Source organism: Pedobacter sp. MC2016-14, assembly GCF_020991475.1.
GTDB lineage: Bacteria > Bacteroidota > Bacteroidia > Sphingobacteriales > Sphingobacteriaceae > Pedobacter.
This window is the reverse complement of sequence record NZ_JAJMPA010000003.1, coordinates 224,916-251,557: the sequence shown is the minus strand read 5'-3', so window position 1 is coordinate 251,557 and position 26,642 is coordinate 224,916. Positions and strand designations below refer to the sequence as shown.

Below are 26,642 nucleotides of genomic sequence, written 5' to 3'. Positions count from 1 at the left end.
TTAAACAATCGGTCAGCTTTTAACGTTTATAATCGTATTTTTACAGGATAAAAAAGACACCTATGGCATTTGTGGATTATTATAAAATCCTGGGAATAGATAAAAAGGCTACTGCAGATGATATTAAGAAAGCTTACCGGAAGCTTGCTAGAAAATATCATCCTGATGTAAATCCAAACAACAAAGAAGCGCAGACTAAATTCCAGCAGATTAACGAAGCTAATGAAGTGCTAAACGACCCTGATAAGCGCAAAAAATACGATGAGTACGGCGAAAACTGGAAGCATGCAGACCAATATGAAAGTGCAAAACGTTCGCAAAGGCAAAATCAGTATAGTAACCCTTTTGGGCAGTCTGGCTCATTTGGAGAAAATGACTATTCAGATTTTTTTGGATCTATGTTTGGTGGTGGCTCAAGAAGAACCGCTGCAAGAAAGGGACAGGATTACCAGGCAGAACTCAGTCTTAGTTTAAAAGAAGCATATATTGCGCAACAACGGACGCTTACCGTAAATGGAAAAAACATCAGAATAACTATTCCTGCTGGTATAGCCAATGAACAAATATTAAAATTAAAGGGTCAGGGTGGTCCAGGCGCCAATGGAGCTGCTAGTGGTGACCTTTTCATTACCGTCAAAGTCGCTGAAGATCCAGACTTAAAAAGGGTTAATGACGATATTTACGTTACTCAGGATATCGATTTATACACGGCTGTATTAGGTGGCGATGTCACAATTGAAACATTAAGTGGTAAAGTTAAACTTAAGATTGCGCCAGAAACACAAAATGGTACAAAGGTTAGGCTAAAAGCTAAAGGCTTTCCTATTTACAAAAAGGATAATACTTTCGGAAATCTCTTTATTACTTATAACATTAAAATCCCAACTGGTTTAACTGAGCAACAAAAAGAACTTTTTAAAGCGTTGGCAGCGTCTTAAGCACTGCCAACGCTTTTAATAAATCTCTGGATTTACAGGATAAGGAAGCTGTTCCCCTTTTAAACCAGCAACAATATTATTGGCAGCAAGTTCAGCCATAGCGTTCCTGGTCTCAAGAGTTGCAGAACCAATATGAGGCAAAACAGAAACATTTGGAAAATCAAGCAAAGGGTTTAGCGGATCCATAGGTTCAGGATCAGTAACATCAAGTCCTGCACCCCAGATTAAACCTTGTTCAAGTGCACTTTTTAAGTCCTTTTCTACATGAATGCTACCTCTTGCCGTATTGACAAAAATAGCATTAGGTTTCATCTTCTTAAACGACTCAAGGTCAAATTTCCCTTTAGTCTCGGCTGTCAACGCAGTATGCACGCTAAGCACATCAGATTGAGACAGTAAATCTTCAAAAGATACCCATTCAGCTCCAAGCTCCTGCTCTGCTTGCTCATTCCTGCTCCTGTTATGGTAGAGTATTTTCATGCCGTAAGCACCCCTACATCGCCTGGCCATCTCCTCACCAATTTTACCCAAGCCAAAAACCCCTAATGTTTTTCCATCTAATTCTATTCCTAAATCAGCTGTGGGTTCAAAAAAGCCCCATTGGCCTTTAGCAATCTTTTTATGTTGATAAAATGCCTTTCTGGACGTAGAAAGCATTAATAAAAATGCCGCATCGGCTGTAGCCTTACTTAGCACCCCTGGCGTATTACCAACAGGTATCTTTAATCTGCTTGCTTCCGCTACATCTACGTTGTCAAAGCCTACAGAAAGCAAGGCTATAACCTTTAGGTGTTTACAAGCATTTAGAAATACACTATCAATCTTAGTACTTGCACTCAGCAACGCATCATGGTCCAGACAATGCGCAATAAGTTCATCCCGGCTTAACGCTCTTTTCTCAGTCCATTCCGTAATGGATAATCCCGCATCTTCTAATATTTTTTTACCTGCCGCAGGTATCACTCTTGTCACAAATACTTTCATCATTAGTTATTTTGCACCCCTAAATGCACAAATTCGCTTTTTTTAATGATAGTTGCAAGTCAAGCCGTACAGATGAAATGTAACAAATTACAATCCAGTAAGATTTAGCAGCTTTAGCTTTGAGGACGTCTCATATCAATGATCTCATCCCCGTTTTCAATAGATTTGAGAAAAGCAATACCGTTTTTATTTCTTTGCCATCTATAGTTTTTTTGTACCCAGGCATATACGTTTGCCGTACTCGCAGCTACGCTTGCATTTAGAGGCTGAATAAAAGTATCACCAGATGGATAGTGCAATTGATAAAGTTTAGATCCCACTAAAAACACTAAAGTCTTTTTATCTGGAGAACTGGCTATAAAACTCCCCTGAATTCTTTCATCAGGCACAGGTCTTTTAATAAAGTAAACCTTCGCATTTACATTCGTTACTACAAAATCGTTGTTGATCAAAAAACCAGCATTGGCAATTCTGTCTTTACCTCTTGTAAACTCAAGGTCCCGCTCGCCTGTGGATTGTCTGTAAAGACTAATTACCTCCAGTTTATTGTCTTTTAATGCAATCAGATAAAATGGAGCCACTAAGCCAGAACTATCAGCTAATTGAACCAGGATACAGGTTTTTTGTGTATTAACAAATTGTGCAAAAGCAAATTTGCCATTAATTGACGCTGCATTGGAAGAGTCTGGTTGTATGTTAACAGCATTATTTTTATACTTTACAGTAAAAAGTTCAGGTTCAGCCGCATTTCCAGCGCTGGCAACCTTTGTAATTAACAAAGCGCCTTCCTGAGCAAGCGGTTCGTTAAAACTTTCATTTGCCGTTATAGGTCTTGGAACGTAATATTGTTCTTGTTTTTGTTTACACGAGGTAAATGCGATAGATAAGATTGCTGCAGAGCACGCAAATTTTAGGAGCGTAGAGATTGTTGTTTTCATATTATTAAATATAAAAACGCTTAAAACTTTAAAATCTTGTGCTCAACAAAGAATATTTTGAAATCATCTTTCAGCTACTAAATTTTGGCACCGAGCATAACATCGTTCTTTTTAATTTCCAACTCTTTTGTCTTCTCCTTTATTCTGGAGATTGCCCTGTAAATTAATTTGTACGTACCTCCTATTTGTATTTTTAGCAGATCGGCAATTTCCTGATAGCTAAAGTCTTCAACATATAACAGGTACACCGCTTCTTTTTGTCGGTCTGTTAAATCTGCAAGTAATCTTTTAGCCAGGTCATCCCAATGTTCCAAGCCGTCTTTAGCACCAAGGCTATTAACTTTTAATTCAAAGGCAAGCAATTCAGCTTCTCCCCCAATGTATAATTCTTTAGACCGTACCTGTAATTTGTTGTAGATTAAATTACGTAAAGACCTTACCAGATAGTAACGGATAGAATTAGGCTTTGTCAGCGACGCTCTATTTTTCCAGAGCTTAACAAATAAATCTTGAACAACTTCTTCAATAAACGTATCGTCATGCCCAAATTTAACTGCATAATCCGTTAGCGATTGATAATGCAAATGATAAAGCTGCTCAAAACTTCTTTGATCACCATTAACAAAACAATCCCAAATATATGACTCTCCTAAATTTGCATTCATGCACCCTACTATTTAGATTTAATACAAATAAACGAAATAATATGGCGCAAAGTAGTATTAGATGAAGACAGGAAAGATTAAGTGGCATTATTATGACATATTTTATCCCCCGCTAAACTAATAGCGGAGGATAAAATTTCTACTTAGAGATGGAGGGTTTAACTGAGTTACCAGCGCTAAACGTTAGCAGATAATTCTTTGTACGTAAAGCTTCATCTTTTAATGAGCTCAAGGCATCTTTATCCGCAATAATTCCATTGCACATGGTAATGATTTGGCTTTTTTGGTAAGAATACGCGAACCAACCCAATGCTTCAATAGCAGATAATCTCAACTTTACGTCTTCAGTTTTGTCTTGTGCAATTTTAATTGCTTCAGGAACCAGCTGATGATAAGTATAAGTCCTCAACATATTTACATCGAAAGCACGTTCTTTAACTGCCGACTTTTTATCAGCCAGTATTTTGCGTTCTTTTACTATTTTATCTAACGTGCCCTGCTGTCTTTTAATTAGCCTGCTGATATCAGCATTGTCTGCATATTCTGGCTTTTTAAGCAGATCCTCCAGTGTTGCAATTACTTTTCTAGAATCCATAAAAGCTATGGCATTACCAGAATTATAAGCTACTCGTTTTGAAGCCCAATCGTCCACTATAGATTGTGTTAGTACAGGAATCAGGTCATCATCGCCAAAGTCGCCCATTAGGTTAGCAGAGCGTCTACGCAAGTACTCATAAGGATCGTTTACTGCAGCAGTTAAAACTGATTTGAAATCGGCATTATTCAGCTCACTTAGAAGCTTCCATGCTTCCATTCTTGTACTGCCAAAAGGAGAATTAAAATAGGCGTCTTTCAACAGTTGACTAGCTTTTTCACGCTGATCATCATAAATCTTTGAAAGGGCCAGCGATTGTAAATCGGCGTCATTCAGCTTTAATAACTCTTGCCATACTGCATCACTTCCTGGGTTATTCACAATAAGTGTATTGTAATCCGCTTTTGTATTTGAAGCAAATGCAAAAGTTGGATCACCGATTAAATGGGTTTCCAGATGTGCCTGTTGTTTAAACCAGTTTCCTGCTCTTACACCATGCTGTAAAAGTCCTAACATTTCCGCTACCCATACATCTTGCAGTACATTGATAGAATTACCCATAGCAAGTACGGTTTTTCCAGCGCCAAAAACGTAATGCCCACTCATGTAATCATCTTTATGGAAAGATCCATTGTAACAGTTGTCCAGGATCAGCATGCGGGCATTAGGTTTAATCTTATCAATCTCTTCCATAACTATATTTCCATTGGCCTCAAACAATGAATCAGCTTTCACCACAGAATCTGTAAGCGCATCATCCATCCAAGCCATAGGCACACCTAATGTTTGCTCAAATCTCTTTTTGTTAGCTGCAACATCCTGCTTCTTATGGTTTGCCATTTGTATTTTATTGCGCAGGTAACGGCGTACATTGTCAATCGAAGGCTGAGGAAAAGAAACATTGGGGTAACCGCTGATTACTTGTGCGTCAGAGTCACCGTGCTGGTGAAAAATAGCCAGATCAAGATCCGGGCGCTGCACTTCCGTCAGCAATTTTTGCTTTAAATCGCCCTGCATCCTGGAATTTACAAATTTTGCCGAAGAACCAGCTTTAAATAATTCCGGCAACTGCTCCCTGTAAGCAACCTGCTCGCTGGCCCATGCTGTTTGAGACTCCGATGCATATCCCATTCCACTGTACACCATTAACGTATTTAAGCGGTTCTGTTCAGTTTTCACCGCAACAACCTTGTTAAGGTATGCTTTCAGCATCTCATACTTATCTTTCCCTTTAACCAGAGGGGGTTTGATCCTTGCGGTATAAAAATCTACATTCACTTTCATGATAGACGAAGGTGAAAGACTATAATAAAATTGGTTCTTTTTTACAGAGTCTTGTTTAATAAAGTTGAATTTTAAGCCCAGGTCATCATAAAAACGATCTGATGGAACTGCGGCCCTTAAGCCAAACCTTGCCTGATCAAATTTATATGCCGAAGTAAGCCTTTGTGCATCCATAACCATAGCAATTGGTACCTCACCAATAAATACTGCGCCCTCAAGTTTGGGTTCTTGATGATAGAACTTTTCCAGGATGGTTTTAATTTCTTCTGGTTTGGTCCATGAATGTGAAACAATATAAGTACCTAAGCCTTGCCTTTCCAATGCCGATTTATAAGCTTCAATTTCTTTTCTTGTTTTTTGTAGTGTGGCTTTATCCACTACAATTGCAAAAGTGGTAGCTGTATTTCCATTTGCAGGTTTCTCTATCCGTTGTGCCTTTAATTGCAAAGCAGAAAGCGCAATCAACGGCAAGCACCACGCAGACCGCTTTAATAATTTATTTATTTTACTCATCATATATTTTTAGTTTTTAATAAAAGGCCCCAAGGCTTAGGTTTAAAAATCTTCGGCTGCCAGAAGCACCCTGATAAACATTTTCTGCGTTCATGGCATGCAGCACGTTTAATACAGAACCCACAAAGAACTGTGTATTTTTAACTTTGTTAAGGTGAAAATTGTATTGCAAATTGGCTGTAGCCGTTATTCTGTCGGCCGTTAAATAAGCATGATCTGGATACAAAACTTCACGTGCAACCATATTTCTATCTCCGGTAACTGCTATAAACGAAATGGCATCATTTAGCAGCAGAGAATAATTTAAAGCCAAGCTTGCTTGTAAATTAGCACTCCGCGGCATTAAAAAATTTCTGCTCGCTTTGATACCGAAACCTACACGGTCTGCACGATCCAGAGCAGCAGGAACCGAATAATTTTTATCGTAAGATTGGTACTGTACCGCGACTTCCGCCAACCATTTGTACACGCCTACATCAGACTTCTGCAACAACGTATAGCGCAATTCTGCCTGCACAGATTCTGCCGAGTAAAATGGTGCTTCAAGGATAGTTTGCCATGATTTTGTACTGGTGTTGTAATACTCGTGAAATTCTACTCCAGTATCTTCCACTAGCTGGCCTGTAAAACTAACCTGATGCAAAATCCTTGCAGAGTTTAAGTTGAACCTGCTACTTATATTGTATGCCTTTTGCTTCCAGGTACCCGCCTTTCTAGGTGCTGTGCTTCCATCGGCCACTTCCTCTTCATAGGTATGATATCCAACTGTAGTTAGCCAGTTTACATCAGCTGTCCGCAATTCATATTGAAGATCAGCGCCATATTTGTCACCATTGTAAACCCTGGAACTCCCAACGGAAAATATGCCGGGTAATTCGTACTGTCCAACGCCTAAAAATTTATACAAGTAGTGGCTGATGTTCGTATTCTTCACTTCCAAAGAAATTTCCTCTCTGTAACGGCCGTAAAGTGCATTGACACCTAATACGCTGTGGGCTCCCTGTTTCCATGTTAATCCCGGTGTAACACTAATTTGATTTGAAGTACTGAGTGGTCTTGGGTCATTTTGCCTGGCTCCTGTTGCAACATCGAGGTTCAAACCCATTCCCAATACAAGCTTGTCATTCCATAACTTAGGACTCGCCGCTTTAAGTTTTAAAGCATATAATTGCTTCCTCCAGTTTCCACCTATGGAGTCGGCTAATAAATACGGTGTTCCGCGATAAGGGTCCAGAACGTCAGACAGTCTCACGTTTTTATCATTCTGCTTAGTATAAGCAAAACTCCCAAAAAATAGTGCATTGCCAATTGGCTGGTAGCGTTCGGATGCAAAATGAATTTGTTGTTGCGATTCTGGTTGCTGTACAAGTTTAAACTGTCCTTCCAGGTTGTTGTAAGATAATCCCGTTTTACCAATTGCAAAGATGTCGCTCCACTGCATGCCTGCGGCATTGGTACTTCTCAACCAGTTGTTGTTCAACTTCAGTAAGTCCAGTTTAACAGCTGCATTGCGCAACGTATCCGTTTGCCCTTCCTGTGCAAACGCACAGGAGGATGCAAACAGTATTCCTAAGAGCAATATATATCCCTTTACCGCCATCCTTTAGGTAAAATATTAGTAGTTCGTTCAAAGTCTACTGAACTGTTATTGGTATCTTGAAGCACTCTCCGTCCATTAACAGTCGTGCTAACTTTACGCACAAATGTTTCTGCACTATAAATCGCAGTTGCAGACACAAAACCCGCATCCAATGCCGAAGGAAAACGTTTAAAGCTTACAGCATTGGCATTTGCTAAAGCTTCAAACGCGTCAAGAACATCAGCACCAGGAACTTCCATATAAACTCTAACATTAGTACTGCCTGGCTCAAGGAGCAAAGGAAAATCTTTTACATTTTTTGCTGTTTTAAAAATCACTAAACTAGCCCCAAAAACAGAAACTATCCAGCCGTTACTCGAAGCAGCATAGTATACCACATCCATATTCGGTATTACTGGATTATCAACATCTTTGTTTGTAGATGCTACATAAGCTTCAAAGTCAGAAACACCAGATCCCAGATCGATAGAATTTGGGTTACCGGAGGCATCAGTTTTATGGTTAATGGCATTGTTGGAAATGACAATAGATTGTCCTGGCAAAATCGGATGGGATTTTCCCGTTCCCGGAATCATAAATACATTTTGAAGATATACATTACCTGCTGCCTTTGAAAATCCAAAAGGAATTGAAGCAGTTGAACTACCTGGAAAGCCACCACTTTCTCCAATATACAAACTGTCAGCATATATAACTTCAGGTGAATTATTATAGATCTCGTAAAATTGATCGACAAAATAATTTCCAGTCGCCGTTTTAGTTCCATTATAAAAAACTTGTTTAAAAACCAGTCCACCAACTTTACCACCCTGTAACTTAACCGCTAAAGTACCATCGGCACTAATGATTTGATTAGTTACAGAGGCATTTAAAAACACCTGCGTTTCCAAACCCGTTAAAGTTAAACCTTCTGTGGGGGTTAAGGCTCTGCTCACTGCAATTTGGTAATTACCCGGCAGTAAGCCTGTGAAAGCTGCTTCGCCCGATGCATTAGTGGCTACAGTTACCTTCGCGTTAGTGGTTGAGTTGGTTAATACTACAGTAGCATTTTTAGCCGCACTTTGCGCATATGTTTCAGGATAGGTTACTTTAACCGTATAATTAACCGTGGGTGTCTCCGACCCCGATTTTTTACAGCTTTGAAAGCCTAAGGCCATACCGGCCAGTAAGACAATAGAAGCGTAGATTGATTTTCTCATGATGTGATATATTAAAATTTGATACTTAATTCTGATCCGAAAAAGAGCGTCGGATTTCTTCTGCTAAACTGTCCAGACCATCGGGTGCTTTCTTCAAGCGGTCTATCCATTAAAACATTGTTTGCAAAAAATGAAAAGCTAATGGCTTTGCCCATTTCTTTGGTTAACCTTAAATTAAAAAGCCACAATGGCTTCCAGCTTTCCGTAATTGCATATTGTGGTTGTACATTTAAATTGAGATCTGGGTTATTTACAATAGCACTACTGTTTCTTTCTGCCTCAGTTAACCATGTGCGCTGCCCTGTAGTCATGGAAATTAAACCCACAGGTAGAGATTCGTAGCCGATGTAATCGTTCTGATCTCTCCATATCGTTTGGGCGGCTAGCGTAACAATAAGCCTAACTTGCGGTATATTATGAATAATCCGTAAAGTAGTGCTCGCCCTGCTGTAGGCGTTACCTCTTCCCTGCGCGTAGAAAGGTACGCTGCCAGACGAATTCGCTCCCGTCTGTCTTGCAAGAATATAGTAACTGGTATTTTCAGTACGCGTATCCATACAGGCACCATTGAATACAAAGGAAGTACGAATGGCGTCAAACCTTCCCATATCTAAATCAAACTCCAGCCCTTTATTTTTAGTTTGTATATTATTATCTGGCGTGTTAAAGGTGAGTGCATAACGTTGAACCGACACGGGTACTGGATTCAATACCGGAGGCTGGCCCACCGGCGTAGATGAAACACCATATTGATCAATTCCAACCATTTTTACAGACTCAAAAGTTGTATTAAAACTGTAGCCGTTTTTTATCTTTTCGCTATAAGCAGTTACCGTTAAACGCTTATTTTGCAAAAAGCTAAAGTCAAAACCAAGTTCTGCTTTATTGTTGGTGGCAATTTTTAGGTTGGCATTTTTGCTATCATAAACTCTTGTGGTTACAATAACCAGCCGTTCAGCAGGATTCTCGGAATAATAATTCAGGTTCAGCAAATCAAAATACGCATTTTGAGGGTACAGATATAGCAAAGTTGGCGCCTTTGCTGTAATACCATAACCCGCTCTCAGGTTTAGCCGCTTTATAATTTCGTAAGACAAATTAATCCTTGGTGCCAATATCTTGCCAACATCACTGCCCCAGGGCCCGGTAGGCTGCACATTATCGTAGCGCAGACCAGCTTGAATGTTTAGTGACCTATTAAACAAAGTACCTGAAATATTATCCTCAACGTATGCAGAGAGCTGATGAAGCGCGGGAATATCCTTATAGGAGAACAACCTGTTCGCATCATTACCAGATAATCTAGGAGGCCTGTTTACATCAAAGGTTTTACCACTTCCAAAGTTCACATCCGTACGCCATTCCAGGCCCATTAAAAACCGGTGGTTAAAGCCACCTGATTTTAAATAAAAGTTATTGCTAAGCTTTGCAAAAATATTAAGCGGCTTACCTTCAATCCAAACCTGGCTAAGGTATTCAGTAGGTACATACTGCCCTACCATGGTGATATCGGTGGTAGCCGTAGACATCGGATAAATATAATTGCTCACCATGTCTTGCTGAAAGCCTTTTTGTACTGTATAATTAGCACTTAGACTGTAATTTAGCATTCTTGCAAAACGCTGGTTTAAATTCCATTTACCAGATGTGTTAAACCTATAAGCATAATCCTGGGCACGTCGCTGGGTGAACGTTCTAACGTCATCAGGATCTTGTTTTTGCTCATCCAAATTCATCGCATAAGAAAACCCTGTAGTAGTAGCAAGAGGCTTCGCCTTAAAAAAAGATTTTGTGTAGAGCAAGCTTCCTGTAACGCGGCTGTAAGCATCAAAACTATAGCGCTGATCTGTATATGCTTTGGTATAATCCAGATCAGCATTTAAATAACCCCTGTTTTTTCCAAGGTCAAAACCCTGCCCTGCCCACAATTGCGTAAGCACAGGATTAATCCTTGCCTTTAGTTGCAGTGGTGACACGCCAGCTTTCGTTTTCACCAAAATTGCGCCGTTGGTCAGGTCCCCATACTCAACAGAAGGTACACCCCTAATCACTTCAACCGACTCAATATTATCTGCAGAAATCTGCCTTAGGTCTGTACCACTCCCTGTACTGGTAGAAAAAGATGCGTTTGCACCAGCACTTGCAGGATTCATAACTTGCAAGTTGGCATTGTTAGACAAAGGTATCCCATTAACCAATACAGCTGTACCTAAGCTGCCCATATTATTGGCATTCAGCTGCCTAATAGCAGCTCTGTTTACGTTAGAAAAATCCGGATTTCCCGCAAGTGCCCCAGGTAGTAACTGCAATACATCATTTAAACTGGTTGCCTGCAAATGTTCTATAGCTGTTTTAGAAATCAAAGATGAGGTAGCATTTCCGGCTTTACTTTCCGTTGCCACAACAACAACTTCTTTTAAGCTCAGCACATTTTCCTCCAACTCAAAATTCAGCGAATATTCTTTGTTGGCTTCCAGCACCAACTCTTTCTCTTGTGTCTTCGCAGTTAAAAACTGTACCCTAACAGTAGTTGTTCCAGGTAGCAGGTCCTTAAAAACATAAAAGCCATTGGCATCTGTCATGCTGCTAAGGCCCAATTGAGTCAGACCTACACTTACCCCTTCTAATGGCTTACCACTTTTAGCATCCGTGATATAACCATTTATAAAAATCCCCTTTACAGATCCTTTAACCTTTGCTTTAACAAGCGTAAAATAATCTTTGCTTATGCGGTTAAAGATCAAACCCGTATTTTGTAATATCTCCTTTAAAGCCTCTTCGGTATCTGCCGGCAATGCTCTGGGCTGATAATTTACAAGTAAGTTTTGTACAAGACCTTGCTCATATACAAATTTTACATTCCTTGATTTGCCAAAAAGATCCAGGGCGTTTGCAAGCGGAACAAGCTGCTGACCAATGGCAACCATTGTACTCATCAATAGTAAAATTACACTTAGCGATGTAAAATGTAATATAAATTTCTTCATCTATTTTGCGCTAAATACAATTACATCACCCTCTTTAAGCATCTGGCTATCAGTAATGCTACCTAATATCATTAAAGCTTTTTGTTCATCATCAAGAGGTAGTATACCATCCAGTTTTTTTAAGAGAAGTTCATTTGCATCAATTCTGATTTTAATTCCATAATTGTCTTCCATAATGGCAATAATTTCTTTGATAGTAGTGCCATGCAATACAAGCGTATTGTTTTGCCATTGATGCACCACTGGCCTATGCTTTTCTTTTTTAATCACAGGAGAAGATGAAATTTTAAGTTCCACAGACTCTCCTGGTTTAAGCAGTATATTTTTGCCCGACGGTGATGTCACTTTAACCGCACCTGATTCTAAATCTATAGTGGCTTTTGCCCTGCGGTCATTTACGGTAAATACTGTTCCCAATACTTCTACATCCACCCCATCTTTCATATGTACAATAAACCGCTCCGTGGCTTTAATAGCCTTTGGATTCGTATTCAAATGTTTTACTACAAATTTTGCCTCACCACTAATCCATACTTCGCGATTTTTACCTTCTGTTAAAAGTTCCTCATAACTAATGGATGAGTTTGCACCCAGTTGTACAATAGAACCATCAGGCAATAACAGCTCCTTACTTTCTCCATATCCGGAGTTAAGCAGTACAGGCGATGACTTTCTTTCTATAAGCCATATGCAAACACAGCAAGCAACTACTGCAGCCGCTGCATAACGCACAATATTCTTAAATCGATGTTTTGGCTTCATTTCAAAAACAGAAAGCTGCGTTTCCTCTGCTACGCCCGTATTAATTTCCCGCTCTATATTTTCCCATATACTTTTTCGCAGTCCAGGTTTCTCATTTCCTGCTTTAGTTAGGCCAGCAATTTGTCTGGCCTGGAGTATCATATCCTTTTTTCCAGGATAAAGTTCCATTACCCTTTTCCAATACTTATCGATGTCGCTTCCCTCATCAGCCGATATCCATTTCTTAAAATGTAGGTCCATCAAGAAGTCATATAATTCGTAATCTGCGTAATCTTTACTATTTGGGGTCATATGTACTGCCGTATATCCATAAGACAGTTTTAATGGCCAGATTTATCCCATGCCCTTAAAATATTTTTTTTTACGGTTTAACTTGCATTGCAGCGGCAAAGCTTATCTTCGCGAAAAAAACATGCTGGAAATCATTTATCAGGACGAACATCTAATTGCCATCAACAAACCACATGGCTTATTGGTACACCGCTCTTCTATTGCCAGCGATGCCAAAGAATTTGCCCTGCAAATGCTTAGGGATCAAATAGGCAGAAAAGTTAGTCCCGTGCACCGCTTAGACAGAAAAACCGGTGGATTATTGCTATTCGCATTTGAAAAGGATGTAGAAACTGCCATGCAGATGCAATTTCAGGAAGGTTTGGTAGCCAAAAAATACCTAGCAATATTACGGGGGCATGCCCCGGACCATCAGGATATCGATTATCCCCTTGCCAAAGAAAATGGCACCATACAAGAAGCATTTACATCATTCATCACGCTAAAACGGGCAGAACTGGATGTTGCTTTTGGAAAGCATCCAACATCAAGGTATTCTTTGGTAGAGGCCAGTCCTACTACCGGAAGGATGCACCAGCTGAGGAAACATTTTGCCCACATCTTTTATCCTATTATTGGAGACCGGAAACACGGCTGCAACAAACAAAATAAATTTTTCCTGGAACAGTGGGACATGACTACCATGCTGTTGCATGCTTCAGAATTAAGTTTCAGTCATCCTGTAACGCAATTACCAGTTCAGCTCAAAGCGCCTTTGCACGATGAATTTAACAGGATGATGAAATTGATGGGCTGGTTATAACTTAATTATTACCTCTCATAGACCGCAAAGAAAGTGCAGTTCCAGTGCCAAGCAAGGCACCTACGCCAACATCAGTAGGATAATGAACCCCTAAATACATCCTGGAATACCCAATTGAACCCGCCCAAAGATAAGAAGGCACTACTACATACCATTTAGGATAAGCTTGTGACAGCGCCGTGGCCGTAGTAAAAGCAGAGGAAGTATGTCCCGAAGGAAAAGAATAACTTGAAGGCCTGGAAATGGCATTAATCTTTATGTTATTAAATGGTCTGGGTCTGCGTACAATCTTTTTTATGGCAGTAGTGAGCAAAAACGTTACGGCAGAACTTGTAGCAATATACCCAGCATTTTGCCGCATAACTTTATCTCCCCCCAATACACCCCCAGCAAACAGTCCTGCCGGGACCGCAATGTTTACGGCATTGTTATGATTGGTGATAAAAAGCCAAAAGTTGGTTTTATCAGGCGTTCTTGCATCGGCCAAATTTATGAGTACCTGATCGTCAAATACCTGTAATTTAGACTGTGCCCTTACCTTTAAAGGCAAGGTATAAAACAAAGCAGCACACATCACTGTAACCAGCGTACATTTTTTCATCAGCATCATACAAAATCAATTTGTACAAATGTATCGAAAACAATCAAACCCCGGTTTCGTATTTAAGGTAATTTTGTGTACATTTGCATGAAACGGGATAATCACAAGTTATTCTCTATTATCTACAACCAGTCTTTCAGTTCGACTGGCATTCTTTTTCCGGCTGTTTCCGTTGCCGCCCAGGGATATATCTTTTTAAGAACAGGTAAACCAGAGAACAGCTATTTTTTTATTAAATATTTGAACATATGGCGAAGTCTCAGGCGACCTTCATGAAAAAGCAATTAGAGAAAAACAGGCAGAAGAAAAAAGAAGATAAAGAGCAACGCAAACAAGAACGTGCGCAAAACTCAACCGGAGGCGATCTGGAAAATATGATGGCCTACGTTAATGAATGGGGTGAAATTGTATCTACCCCACCGGAAAAGGCTCCGGAAAGAAAACCATAATAAAAACGACAAGCCCTGTTCTGAACAAGAAAAGGGCTTTTTTATTTCCTTTTGGCTTTATCCCACATCACAGACTGTGTACTAAAAAAGTACCTGAACAAGCCAGCCACAATAGCATAGTTCATCATGCAAAAATAATAAGGAATAAAGAGAAGTTTTACCCTTAACTTTTTATCTTCCATTACCTTTCCTAACCATGCCGAAAGGTAAAAAAGTACCTGCCCGCAAAGCAATACAGTGTAAAATACAGGAGCATCCTGCGCTACCAATATGGCGTTTAAAATCAAGGCAAGGATCATCAAAAATGGTGTTACCGTCCAACGCAACACCCTATGACTTACATATTGAAAAGTCAGCACAGGCAATTTAAAAGGGTTAAGTAAAGATTTTAACCAAATCACAGATTGAATGCCTCCCGCTGCAATCCTAACTTTACGTTTTAACTCTTCCGTGATATTAGCTGATGAAGTTTCCATTGCATAAGCTTCCGGCTCATAAACAATCACATAGCCTTTTTCTGCAATGCGCATAGAAATCATAAAATCATCAAGCACACTGTTGGCAGGCACCGGTTCGTATAAATCTCTTCTAATGCTAAACAACTCCCCTGCAGCCCCTACTACAGAATATAATTCAGAATCCCATGCTTTCAATTTGGATTCGTATTTCCAGTAAAAGCCTTCTCCCGCTGTGGCATCAGCATTTTCTTCAATCATTACCCGTTTTTCTCCGGCTATCGCACCTACCTTAACATCAGCATAATGTTTACAAAGCAACACCAATGCATCAGCATTTAAAAAGGTATTGGCATCAGTAAACACCATTACTTCGGTTTTCACTTCTTCAATAGCGCGGTGTACGGCTGTAATCTTACCCCTTCGCTCTGGAGAGTGCATCAACTTTACCTGCGAATGTTGAGCCACAAGTTCGGGTGTACGGTCAGATGAGCCATCCGTTACAAAAATAATGTCCAGTTTTCCGGCAGGATAATTCAGTAGCAGTGTATTTTCAATCTTCTCTGTAATGTAAGCCTCTTCATTGTAAGCGGCTACAATTAGCGTACAGGTAGGCAATTCATTAAAATCATAAAGCGCTCTTTTCTTTGGCCTAAACAAACGCTTAATCCTAATCAGCGCGTAGAGCAAAATCCCGTAACCAAAAAATGTATAAAAAACCATAAACAGCGAAATCCAAAAAGTGATGATCATTTTATTTTAATTTATAGCCAAGGTTAGTACTGTTAATGGAATTGTTCAGGTTCCAGCCAATAGCCCTGAAAAGTATGGAGATAAAATTATAATTGCCCTTGAGGAGATAACTGATAACATTTCTAGGTGTTACAAAAAACAGAAAGTATAGCCAGAAAAACAATTGCTGCGCCTTAGTGGCATTCCTCCTGATGAATAAAATCCTGTTCCTGTTCATGAAAAATTCTTTCAACGGACTATTTTTCCCTACAGATAGCGATTCTTTATGATAAATCAATGCATTTGTATTGATCCAGATCTCATAACCTGCCCTGCTAATCATATCGCACCAGTCCATTTCTTCATAGTATAAAAAGAAATTTTCTGCCATGCCACCTGCCTTTTCCAGCGCGGCCCTGCTTATCATCATGGCTGCGCCATGTATGTAACCAGTTTTCGCTACCACATGATCATACTGACCATTATCGGTTTCAAACTGACCTACACATCTGTTTCTGCATGTCAGATAGTCCATGGGAGTAAAACCTGCATATTGAATGATGTTCTTATCATCATAATACATAATTTTTGGAGATATAATGCCAATTTTAGGGTTCGCATCAAGGGTTTGAGCAAGAATATCCACCAGCCCCGGAGTAAATTCTGTGTCATTATTCACTAAAAACAAATACTTGCCTTTAGCGTGCCTTATTCCCAAATTATTACCGCCTGCAAACCCTAGATTCTCAGTAGATTGCACGTATATAAGGTCTTTTTTATACGGAAGATATAGCGATTCATTATGTTGTAAACTACCGTTATCCACCAAAATAACTTCTATTTGAGCATTAATACTATAAAGTTCAATGGATTTTAACAACTCAATTGTAGCCTCTGCCTGGTGAAAATTTACGGTAATGATTGATATTAAATCCATTTTGTTTAATTTGCGTTAGTAATAGCTCATCAAGATAAGCCATTTTGACCAGAAACACCAAACCTACAGAAGAGTTAAAGCAATTCAAGGATCTTGCAAACAAAGATGAAGAATTAATTCAAAAACTAGATGAATTTCTGGTTCTTTTAGATGAAAGTAAACTGGACACCGAAAATGTAAAGCAGCTTCAGTATAAAATAAATGGCGTAATAGATAAAAAAATCAACAAGGTAGTCATCATAGAGGAAATTAAAGCCGTTTCAGAATCAGCTCTCGATAAGTTAGCGCAACTGGACAAACTGGAAATCCTGCTCAACAACAATTACCTGGATTCCAGGCAAACGCGTAAAATCTCATTCAAAGACGGTCTTTTAAAGTTCATTAAGATAATAATTGGATTTTTATTCGTTACTTTAGGATTCGCAATGATCATTATGCCCGCTCCGCCATATTTTGAAATGTTTACCGTATTCTATTTCAATCCTGACGACGGCGTTACCCTAATGGACCTGATCTCTTTGATCATCATTGCACTGGGAATTTATATAATTGTAAAATCGATAACCAAATTTAAATCGTATGAATAAGACTGTCCTGTTGGTAGACGATGATCCATTTCAACTCAAGTTGTATGAACGTCTGCTGCAAACTAACGGTTATATCTGTAGGGTAGCACTATCTGTTGACGAGGCAGAAGATATTTTAAAGAACTTTGAGATACCTGATTTAATCATATCAGACTACGAAATGCCAGATCGTAATGGTTTTGAATTTAGAAAGCGTTTACTGAAAAATGATCTGCTAAAAAACGTTCCATTTCTATTTCTAACGTCTGTTAACGATGAACACTTTATACAACAGGGGTTAGATCTAAAGGCTATTGATTACATGGCCAAAGACATCCCCCCTGCCCGGATACTCTCTAAAATCAACAACCTTATGCTTGCGGTACGCGAGCATTATGAGCGGTCCTTGAGTGAAGTAAAAGGGATTGCAGAAAAACTTAATTTAAGAAATATCCCCAAAACTGCACCGCAGTTAAAAAACTTCAACATCAGTTATTCCAACCAATCTTATCAGGATCAGCCAGGAGGCGATTTTATAGATTTTATCAAAATCAACGATCGTTACACTTTTGTGGTACTCGGAGATGTGATGGGTAAAAAATGGGGTGCATGGTTTTTCTCCTTTAGCTTTTTAAGCTACATCAGGTCTGCCATCCGCATTTGTGTTTTCGACAATAATTTCTCCCTTTCTGTAATTCTGGACAAATTAAACCGCGTTATCTATGCAGACGAATTGCTGGCAGATATTTTTTCTACCCTTAGCATTTTGCTGATAGATGATGAGGAAAAAACGATTAAGTATGCCGGAGCCGGAGATCTTCCATTGATAAAATACAATAAGGAAGATCAAACTATCAGCTCATATCAGGCAGACGGCATTTTGTTAGGTTTTTTAGAAATTACTACATTTAATGAAATTAATATTGACCTGCAGCCGGGAGACGAGGCTTTTGTCATCTCAGACGGCATAATTGATTTTGAAATCAATGGCGAAAAGAAATCCGATATGGAACTTTTCAAATCTAAATTACAGGAACTCAAAAAAGATGAAACCTCTAATGATGGTATCATCAACAGCCTATTCAACAAGCACAATTCACAAGTAGACGATTGCAGTATTATAATTATAACTAGAAAAGATGATTAAGACAACTAAAGAAAGTATCGGTGATGTTTTGGTAATTAAAATTAATGAAAAAGAAGCCAATTTATCAAAATCAGAATTATTCAAGGAATATGTTATCAGTGAACTCAAAGCAGGATCAGTCAACATCATTATATCATTTGAAGGCGTAGAATACCTGGACAGTTCATTTCTTGGCGCATTGGTTGGTATCTTAAAAACAATCCTTCCCTTAAACGGCAAGTTATTTCTTACAGACATGCATTACGACATCATCAACCTTTTTGAATTAACCAGGCTAGACAAAATTTTTGTACTCATTCCAACTGTTAAACTGGCGCTCGAAGAATTTTAATGAAAAAACCTTCTCCTGTCCATATAGAACTCGAAATTCCCAGCCATGCGGATGAGATCTCCGGATATGTAAAAATGGTCCTTACAAAACTGACCGATCATATTGCTATAGATCCAGGCACTGAAAGACGCATAAAACTCATTCTTATTGAGCTGATTACCAATTCCATTAAACATTCTACGGATGATAATGGACTGATTAAATTGACCATCAGCCATCCCGGCATCACCATTCAAAAGGTAGATAAAGGACTGCACATTGAACTCAAAACTGAGTCTCTGCCCTTTCGCGAAGTCAATAAAACTTTAAAAGTAAGCTTCTCAGAACAAAACAACCACCAAATCAAGGTTTTGGATAAATATAAATTCCAATTCTTAGATCCCTTTAAAGAAGAGCTTAGCCTGGACTATATGCCAGAACATTTTGGCTTGTACATCATTACCCTTGCGGCAGATGTATTCACTTATCAGTACGATCCTGAACGGAAGGAAAACAGCTTTATCGTATCCATCAATATCTAAACATAGGCCTTGCTTTTATTTTTTAAGCAGGGCATTAATTTTCTTTTCAAATTTTTCCTTATACCGGGTAAAATATATACCTGTTCCGGGACCAAAAAAATCGGAACTAATTTCAACTACCTTACCTTCTTTATCCAATATTAATGTAGTTGGAAAAACTTTAATGTCAGTAAGCTGTGGCAGCGTTTTCAGCGTACGTAAAGAGTCTGTAATCGCAACCGGTGTAATGAGCAACGGATATTGGATATTAAATTTTTTCTGGAGCTTACGCAGACTAGCTTTCGAACGCTCCAGATCCGTAGTATATTCGTAGGCTAAGCCGATCATCTCAATGCCGCGCTGCTTATTTTTACTGTAATACTCAGTCATAAAAGCTGTTTCATCCATACAATTCGGACACCAGGATCCCATCAACTGAATTACCACTACCTTATTTTTAAAACGCTCATCTTTTATAGAAACCATTTTACCATCCAAATCTGCAAAAGTAAAATCCAACATGGCGTTGTTTGTATCCTTAAGTTTGGTTAACTTTTCAGCAGGCAGTTGCACCTGCTCATCCCGCTTTCCAACCCAGTTACCAGCTGCTGCATCACTGCTATAACTTTTACCCGTTACAATTGAATCCCCAGCAACTTTTGCTGTAAAAAGCATGGCATGATTACCATCAAAGGTAGAGAGCTGCATCAAATCGCCACCTATCGTACCAGCTAGAAAACGATAATCACCAAAAGGAGTTAATATAGAACCGGTAACCGCATTCCCCTTTTGCACAAAATTTCCAATTGCAGGCTCAGGCCCATTTGCAGTCAGGAAACTGATTTGCCATTTTCCGGCTACATTTGCCTTAGCATCTCCATTTAGAGATTCAAACCTATACTTTTGTTTCGCAGAGGCGGTAAAAGGCATTACCGTATTTTTCAATGCACCTCTCTTTGTCCAAAATCCGTTGAGGCTATCCTTACCTATCAGCTTAACTTTAAACGAAGATTCAAAAACAGGCATATCAATATGAACAGAATCTCTTACCGTGCTGATGTCATTGACCAATAAACGCTCCTGTCCATTGATAACGTAAAAAACCATTTTGCCTTTTTGTTGCGCAACTTCCAGATTAAAAACTATCTGGTTGCCATCCGTTCTCCATAATATAGCCCGCCAGTTTCCAGCCTGTAAAGGCAATTGAGCAAACAAACTATAACCATTTATTAACAACGCAACAAACAAGAATACTTTCTTTAACATCTCCATAAAAATTAAATGAGTCAGTAAGCAAAGATACTATTCTTGTATGTCCTCAATAATGATACAATGTAATATTGTTTGTGCCTGCAACACTTAGCCAATATGCATCGTTAAGCTTCATGCTTTTTATGGGCAGCTCAGGCGTACCTGTCTTAAAGTTGTCCTGACCGATCCCCAGGCCACTGGCTTTAGCCAAAGCTTCCTTTTTTGTCCAGCATTCAAAAAATCTAGAACAACTGTCCTCTTCTAAAATATAACCTATATCAGCTTTAGAAAAATAGTCAGGTAATACATCCTTAAAATCAAAACCTTCATCGCTCCATTCAACGTCTACACCGATTTCGCATTCAGAAAATGCAATCAGTACAAGGTTGCCCGAATGTGAAACATTAAAATGAATATTTTCGGGTGTTTTAAGTTCGGGCTTACCATTTAAGCCATAGCAGATCTCCACCTTCCCGGCATCCATGTTTAAAACCCTACCTAATAACTCCTTCAATATCGCACGCCCTAGCACAAAACGTTGCATGTCCTCCGGCCTTCGGTAACTAAAAGCACGGGCACGTTCATTTTCGTCCAGAATCTCCAATAGATCCATCATACGCCGCTCCTGGGCAGAAATTTCTATTATCCAGATCACAGCCGCTTTAGCCTCCATAACAACTCAACAGACGCTTTTATTTAAAATCTCCTGCACATCGGCCGTAAATTTGGTGTTAATCGGTGTGTCAAAAATGGCCAAATGCTCATCTTCAATAGTATAAATATGTACTTTTTTCACATAGGGCTTCCAGCCTAAATATTTAAAATCATCCAGGTAAAGACCAAGTTTTTTTGCTTTAAACAAATGAATATCTCCTTTATAGGGCTTCAACCTATACTTCAAGATAGAAGCCCTGTGCACCTCTGCTACTTTTGCGATGTAGTCAAAATCTTCATCCAATCCTCCATCATTCAACACTTGCTCACCTTTTAATTTCTGGAATGAACGTTTAAGTGTAAATAGCTTATGTTCTATAGTCCTCCTGGGTTCTTTACTTAAAAGAAACACAGAAGTAAATATAAATTTAGCAATCCTTGAATAAACATTAAACAACCAGCGCGATACTGCAGATTTAAGTTGAGGAGCTTTATTTACATAACCATCAAAACTGATCAGTACGCAGACTTTTTTTCCCATCGCGGTAAGCTGTTGGGCCATTTCAAAAGCAATTAAAGTTCCAAAAGAATATCCCGAAAGCGCATATGGGCCATCAGGGTTTTGCACCAAAATTTCATTAATAAACTGGCTGGCCATTTCCTCTACAGTTTCTGTTGGAGACACTTCACCATCAATTCCACGTGCCTGAAAACCATAAACTGGCTGTTCGGGATCAAGCTGATGTGCAAAGTCAAGAAATTTAAAAACCGTAGAACCCAGGCCGTGCACTATATATAGAGGCGTCTTATTCCCAGAAATTTTTAAAGGAATTAAGGAATCTTCACCCGTAGGGATACTCTCTGCCTCCAGCATCAACGCCAAAGCCGCAATGGTTGGATTTCTAAACAATGTAGCCAAGGGCAAACTTTTACCTGTCTCCTTTTTTATACTGACCATCACTTTTACCGCCGTAAGCGAGTGCCCGCCCAATTCAAAAAAGTTATCATTAATTCCAACCTCTTCAATTCCCAGGTTCTGCTTCCAAATTTCAGCAAGAACGTTTTCCATCTCCGTTCTTACGCCCAACTCAGGTGTTGCTACGGTATACGCTCTAATTACCGGTGCAGGTAGTGCCTTACGGTCAGTTTTTCCATTTTCCGTTAAAGGAAGTTTATCCAGCACCATAAAATCATTTGGCACCATATAATGAGGAAGCAAATGCCTCAAAGCCAGTCTCCAACCTTGTACCAATGCCGAATAATCAAATTCAGCATCCTTTGCAGCCAGCACAACATAAGCCGCCAGTCGTTGATCGCCCGTCACGCTAACCCAGGGTACCACCACTACTTCATACACCCCCTCCTGTTGTATCAATGCATATTCAATCTCACCCAATTCAATTCTGTAGCCACGAACCTTTACCATATGGTCTATCCGTCCAAAACATTGAATTTCACCATTCGGAAGAATTTTACCTAAGTCGCCAGTCCTGTACAAACGCTGTCCGCCCCCCCCCGCTATGCTGATTTTTGGGAACTTTTCTGCCGTAAGTTCAGGACGGTCAAAATATCCCCTTGCCAAACCATCACCAGCAATACAAATTTCACCTGTTTCGCCATCCTCAACCCTATTCAACTGGTCATCTAAAATGTATACCTCTGTATTGTCTATCGGTTTTCCTATAGTAATAACATCTTCTTCTGCCTTAATTAGCTTTCCGGTAGAATAGATGGTCGTTTCAGTAGGTCCATACATATTATATAGCCCAGTACATTTAGGAACCAGTTTTTCTGCCAAATCTTTGGGCAACTGCTCACCACAGCATAGTATTTTCAAGTTGTATTTATCTTTCCAGCCTGCAGCAAGCATCATCTTATAAGTAGATGGCGTAGCCTGGATAAAACTCACCTGCCTGTTTTTTATAATTTTATGTAATGCTTCTGCATCACGGGTGGTTTCAGCATCCGTAATGATCAAAGTTGCCCCAACTGTAAGTGGTAAAAACAATTCCAATACAGAGATATCAAAAGATATGGTAGTCAAACTTAATAGGGTGTCCTTTTGTGTGATGCCTGGGAAGCGCTGCATACTCAGCAGCAAGTTAAAAAGATTTCCATGCTCAATCATTACCCCTTTAGGCTTCCCGGTAGAACCAGAAGTATAAAGTAAGTAGGCCAGGTCATTTTTATGAACGTCCACTCCCGGACTACTTGCAGAATAACGATGAAGTCTTGGCCATACATCATCACCAATAATTTCAACCGCATCTGTTTCTAGTTGACCGCTATTTCTACGATCAATGATCAGTAATTTAGCTTTCGAATCCTGGAGCATGTATTCCAGGCGCTGTTTTGGATATTCTGGGTCCAGTGGAACATAAGCCGCACCAGATTTAAGCACAGCAAGCAAGGTAATCACCATTTCAGGTGAACGGTCCATCACTATTCCGATGACCATATCTTTCTCCACGCCCCGCTCAATCAAATAAGCAGCAAACTGATTTGCCCTTTCGTTCATTTCCACATAGGAAAACCTCACCTCCTTATATATAAGTGCGGTTTTTTGAGGAAAAAGTTGTACCTGAAGATCTATAAGCTGAACAGGAATTTCTAACATAGTAACAATTGGATATACCAGCAAGTTAACAATTAGCCTGCCAACCAAAAGACAGCTATATTATTTTTACATTAAACAGTTGTTTAAACACCCAAATATTCCTCTGCATTTTTTTTCTGGTAGTTCAAAAACAAATAAACCTAATCCCAGATTTCAAAAAAAACTGGGAAAAAATAAGAAAAACCGAAGCATAAATTCCCCGTTTACAAATAAATACGTGGAGTTAAATCCCCATTTTTCTACATATTTTAAAAATAAATACAAAATTAAATATCAGAAAAACAGATAATTACACTTTAAAAGCAGATTTTTACACTTTTCGATGATCTGCATGCCAAAATACCACGTATATTAGGCACTAGGAATTTAACAGGGAATTTATCTTTCAAAACCATCTTATGAGAAAAGCGTTACTCTTCGCAGTATTATGCTCGATTACAGCAATCAGCTCCTGCAAAAAAGGCGAATCATTAGAAAGCATTACAAGCAAATCTATTGATGAAATCAACGTACCAGCAAACTTTGACTGGGGAAGTTCTAAAGACGTAAGCTTCAGCATCGGCGTCGATGACAATCGTTTTCAGAACGCCATTCACGTGATTAAAATTTATTTGGGTGACCCAGAAACAAACGGTCAGCTACTTACAAAGGGATCCGCAACATCAACTGCTCCCTTTAATACAAAAATAGCTTTGCCTTCCAGTTTAACAGAAGTGTACGTAGTGAAAGTTGCACCAGATGCCTCAACAGTTACCCAAAAAACCACAATAACATCTACAATGGTTTCTACGGGAATTGGCACCGTTAGCAAAAACAGCGCTGTCACCACCCTTAAAACAAATGCCGTTAAAACAAACGCACTTGAAACCAGTCCGGATTGTACAACGGGATGTGGAACGATAGTAACTTCATCTAATTCATTTGACTTAAATGCAGGTACCACCTATTGCGTTACTCAGGATGGTTTAAATGTAAATATCCAAAACACCAATGGAGGAACGCTTCGTGTTTGCGCAAAAAACGTCACCATTAATGGTTTAAAAATCACCAGCAACGTTGTATTCATTGTAGCAGCAGGCGGAAGTGTAAACCTAAACAACTTCAATTGGGATGGCGGAGGTACCTTCAAAAACTTCGGTACCATTACCATGGGCGAACTTAAGGTAAACAGAGGTACATTCCTAAATCAAGGAACCATAAATGCAAGTGGTAATTTTGTAACTTCATCAAATACAACCAGTGAAAACACCAACATTTTAAATATCGGTGGGCAACTCACATCAGACGGTACAGTAACCAACTCGGGTACCATGACCGTTAATGGTACTGCCGCATTTCAAAATAGCCAAAGCTTTACCAACACCGGAACGCTTACACTGAAAAGTCAAACTACTATCTCCGGAACTTTTGTAAACTCGAGTGTATTTACAGTAACTTCAGGAGAAATCAGCTTTAACAGCTCACCTACAGTTACCAACAGCGGAACCTTTACGGCCACCAGTTCAAGGTTAAATACAGCTGGTACATTTACAAACAATGGTACAGTTACCCTTCAAACCCTGCAACACAACAGCAGCGGTACCATCATTAACAACTGTAAGTTTATCGTTAATTCAGATGCTATCGTAGACAAGCCTATTCAAAACTACAGTTACTTTAAAATTGGCGGCAACCTCCAACTGAACGGTTCAGGCAGAATCAACCTGTTTGACGCAGCTATGTTCCAAACCAATTCTTTAAACACACTAGACGGCCTAATTACAGGTTCCGGAAGTACATCATTATTCAAACTATTGGGCAGCATTGATCAAAACAGGGTTACTGATGCCAATAATAACCCTAATGGTAGTGCAGCTAAATTTTCCGGTACAGTTTCATTGTATACTACACTCACTGTTCCAACAGGTCTGTTTACCAGCCCGGCCAAGAAAGACAATGCCATTTATATCGCAAAATCTGATTGTAACCCTGATGGAAACGGCACAGCACCCGCAAATCTAGATACAGATGGCGATGGTGTGCCAAATGCCCAGGATGATTATCCTAATGACGCTACTAAAGCCTACAACAACTACTCTATCAATTACACTGCTGGCGGTTCTACTGTAGCATTTGAAGATAGCTGGCCTTCAAAAGGCGATTATGACCTTAATGATGTGGTTATCTCTTACAAATACCTGGTAGTTACCAACCGGGACAATAGAGTGGTAAATATTGCAGCAGAATACAAACTACTGGCCACAGGTGGTGATTTCCAAAATGGCGGTGGTATTCAATTCAACCTGCCGTCCGGAAGCGCAACCAACTTTGTAGGTTCTACAGGAACAGCACTTGAATCCGGACAAGATAGCGTTGTAGTTATTCTATTCAACAACAGCAGAAACCAGCAAGCAACATGGAACACCAAAATTAGTGAGGCCATCTCTCCTAATGTAACGTATAACATTAGTTTTAATGTAACGAATGGCCCATTACTGAGCAGCTTCGGTGTAGGAACTTACAATCCATTTATCTGGAACGGCTCTGCCGGATACGGACGCGGATATGAAACGCACTTGTATGGCAAAAAACCTACCAAACTAGCCAATACCGCATTGTTTGGTACACGTGACGACCGCTCTACGTCAGGTAAATTTTACGGCACAGCCACTAAATTACCCTGGGCAATTGAAGTACCTATGGCAACCTTCAAATACCCTGTAGAACAAACCCTCATCACAGATGCTTACCTAAGGTTTGCTGCATGGGCAGAAAGCGGTGGCACAAGTTATACCGACTGGTACAATAATATAGGCACAGGGTACAGAAATGACACAAAGTTCTTCAATAAATAACGTCGTTTTA

General features: G+C 39.5%; 22 protein-coding genes. 8 read left to right on the top strand and 14 right to left on the bottom strand.

Annotated elements, in window-relative coordinates; genetic code table 11:
- Positions 1-62: 62 nt before the first annotated feature.
- Positions 63-938, top strand: coding sequence for a DnaJ C-terminal domain-containing protein (locus LPB86_RS16440; protein ID WP_230645941.1), 876 nt, complete (start codon positions 63-65; stop codon positions 936-938).
- 15 nt (positions 939-953) lie between these two features.
- On the opposite strand, the gene LPB86_RS16435 is transcribed toward LPB86_RS16440, so the two are convergent.
- The 8 genes from LPB86_RS16435 to LPB86_RS16400 all read right to left on the bottom strand — a co-directional run bounded on the left by LPB86_RS16435 (position 954) and on the right by LPB86_RS16400 (position 12,756).
- A complete protein-coding gene (locus LPB86_RS16435; protein ID WP_370632842.1) occupies positions 954-1,925 on the bottom strand; it encodes a 2-hydroxyacid dehydrogenase in 972 nt (323 codons plus the stop codon).
- Positions 1,926-2,035: 110 nt separating this feature from the next.
- On the bottom strand, positions 2,036-2,860 hold the full coding sequence (locus tag LPB86_RS16430) for a hypothetical protein (RefSeq protein ID WP_230645940.1): 825 nt from the start codon (positions 2,858-2,860) through the stop codon (positions 2,036-2,038).
- Positions 2,861-2,937: 77 nt separating this feature from the next.
- Positions 2,938-3,525, bottom strand: coding sequence for an RNA polymerase sigma factor (locus LPB86_RS16425; RefSeq protein WP_230645939.1), 588 nt, complete (start codon positions 3,523-3,525; stop codon positions 2,938-2,940).
- A gap of 139 nt (positions 3,526-3,664) precedes the next feature.
- Positions 3,665-5,920, bottom strand: a complete 2,256-nt coding sequence (locus tag LPB86_RS16420; protein ID WP_230645938.1) for a HEAT repeat domain-containing protein — start codon at positions 5,918-5,920, stop codon at positions 3,665-3,667.
- Positions 5,921-5,933: 13 nt separating this feature from the next.
- A complete protein-coding gene (locus LPB86_RS16415; protein ID WP_230645936.1) occupies positions 5,934-7,517 on the bottom strand; it encodes a DUF6850 family outer membrane beta-barrel protein in 1,584 nt (527 codons plus the stop codon).
- The gene (locus LPB86_RS16410) at positions 7,508-8,716 is read right to left on the bottom strand and encodes a DUF4876 domain-containing protein (RefSeq protein ID WP_230645934.1); all 1,209 of its coding nucleotides are present in this window, start codon (positions 8,714-8,716) and stop codon (positions 7,508-7,510) included. The genes LPB86_RS16415 and LPB86_RS16410 overlap by 10 nt, the downstream gene beginning before the upstream one ends.
- Positions 8,717-8,727: 11 nt before the next feature.
- Positions 8,728-11,703: a TonB-dependent receptor gene (locus tag LPB86_RS16405; protein WP_230645932.1), complete on the bottom strand. Its 2,976-nt coding sequence runs from the start codon at positions 11,701-11,703 to the stop codon at positions 8,728-8,730.
- Positions 11,704-12,756 (bottom strand): FecR family protein, encoded by a 1,053-nt coding sequence (locus tag LPB86_RS16400; RefSeq protein WP_230645930.1) that lies wholly within the window; start codon positions 12,754-12,756, stop codon positions 11,704-11,706. It abuts the gene before it with no gap.
- Between the two features lie 121 nt (positions 12,757-12,877).
- Here LPB86_RS16400 and LPB86_RS16395 point away from each other — a divergent pair, with 121 nt between their 5' ends.
- Entirely contained in the window at positions 12,878-13,558 is a 681-nt protein-coding gene (locus LPB86_RS16395; RefSeq protein ID WP_230645928.1) for a pseudouridine synthase, read from the top strand.
- A 1-nt stretch (position 13,559) separates the two neighbouring features.
- Here the strand turns inward: LPB86_RS16395 and LPB86_RS16390 are convergent, their stop codons facing one another.
- A complete protein-coding gene (locus tag LPB86_RS16390; RefSeq protein ID WP_230645926.1) occupies positions 13,560-14,168 on the bottom strand; it encodes a phosphatase PAP2 family protein in 609 nt (202 codons plus the stop codon).
- Positions 14,169-14,407: 239 nt separating this feature from the next.
- Here LPB86_RS16390 and LPB86_RS16385 point away from each other — a divergent pair, with 239 nt between their 5' ends.
- Positions 14,408-14,608 (top strand): hypothetical protein, encoded by a 201-nt coding sequence (locus LPB86_RS16385; RefSeq protein ID WP_230645925.1) that lies wholly within the window; start codon positions 14,408-14,410, stop codon positions 14,606-14,608.
- 41 nt (positions 14,609-14,649) lie between these two features.
- On the opposite strand, the gene LPB86_RS16380 is transcribed toward LPB86_RS16385, so the two are convergent.
- A complete protein-coding gene (locus LPB86_RS16380) occupies positions 14,650-15,816 on the bottom strand; it encodes a glycosyltransferase family 2 protein (RefSeq protein WP_230645923.1) in 1,167 nt (388 codons plus the stop codon).
- Position 15,817: 1 nt separating this feature from the next.
- Entirely contained in the window at positions 15,818-16,732 is a 915-nt protein-coding gene (locus LPB86_RS16375) for a glycosyltransferase family 2 protein (protein WP_230645921.1), read from the bottom strand.
- 44 nt (positions 16,733-16,776) lie between these two features.
- Here LPB86_RS16375 and LPB86_RS16370 point away from each other — a divergent pair, with 44 nt between their 5' ends.
- Genes LPB86_RS16370 through LPB86_RS16355 form a run of 4 tightly spaced genes read left to right on the top strand, consistent with a single transcriptional unit; the run spans position 16,777 to position 19,297 of the window.
- Positions 16,777-17,319, top strand: coding sequence for a hypothetical protein (locus LPB86_RS16370; RefSeq protein ID WP_230645919.1), 543 nt, complete (start codon positions 16,777-16,779; stop codon positions 17,317-17,319).
- The gene (locus tag LPB86_RS16365; RefSeq protein ID WP_230645918.1) at positions 17,312-18,445 is read left to right on the top strand and encodes a SpoIIE family protein phosphatase; all 1,134 of its coding nucleotides are present in this window, start codon (positions 17,312-17,314) and stop codon (positions 18,443-18,445) included. The genes LPB86_RS16370 and LPB86_RS16365 overlap by 8 nt, the downstream gene beginning before the upstream one ends.
- Complete coding sequence (locus LPB86_RS16360) at positions 18,438-18,776, top strand: STAS domain-containing protein (protein ID WP_230645917.1); 339 nt, start codon at positions 18,438-18,440, stop codon at positions 18,774-18,776. The genes LPB86_RS16365 and LPB86_RS16360 overlap by 8 nt, the downstream gene beginning before the upstream one ends.
- Complete coding sequence (locus tag LPB86_RS16355) at positions 18,776-19,297, top strand: ATP-binding protein (RefSeq protein WP_230645916.1); 522 nt, start codon at positions 18,776-18,778, stop codon at positions 19,295-19,297. Before LPB86_RS16360 ends, LPB86_RS16355 begins: the two co-directional genes overlap by 1 nt.
- A gap of 15 nt (positions 19,298-19,312) precedes the next feature.
- Here the strand turns inward: LPB86_RS16355 and LPB86_RS16350 are convergent, their stop codons facing one another.
- The 3 genes from LPB86_RS16350 to LPB86_RS16340 are packed head-to-tail and all read right to left on the bottom strand — an operon-like array spanning position 19,313 to position 23,798.
- The gene (locus LPB86_RS16350) at positions 19,313-20,542 is read right to left on the bottom strand and encodes a peroxiredoxin (RefSeq protein WP_230645915.1); all 1,230 of its coding nucleotides are present in this window, start codon (positions 20,540-20,542) and stop codon (positions 19,313-19,315) included.
- A gap of 52 nt (positions 20,543-20,594) precedes the next feature.
- A complete protein-coding gene (locus LPB86_RS16345) occupies positions 20,595-21,200 on the bottom strand; it encodes a 4'-phosphopantetheinyl transferase superfamily protein (protein WP_230645914.1) in 606 nt (201 codons plus the stop codon).
- Between the two features lie 6 nt (positions 21,201-21,206).
- Positions 21,207-23,798, bottom strand: coding sequence for an amino acid adenylation domain-containing protein (locus LPB86_RS16340; protein WP_230645913.1), 2,592 nt, complete (start codon positions 23,796-23,798; stop codon positions 21,207-21,209).
- Between the two features lie 398 nt (positions 23,799-24,196).
- On the opposite strand from LPB86_RS16340, the gene LPB86_RS16335 reads away from it, so the two are divergent.
- A complete protein-coding gene (locus LPB86_RS16335; protein WP_230645912.1) occupies positions 24,197-26,632 on the top strand; it encodes an LruC domain-containing protein in 2,436 nt (811 codons plus the stop codon).
- Positions 26,633-26,642: the final 10 nt, after the last annotated feature.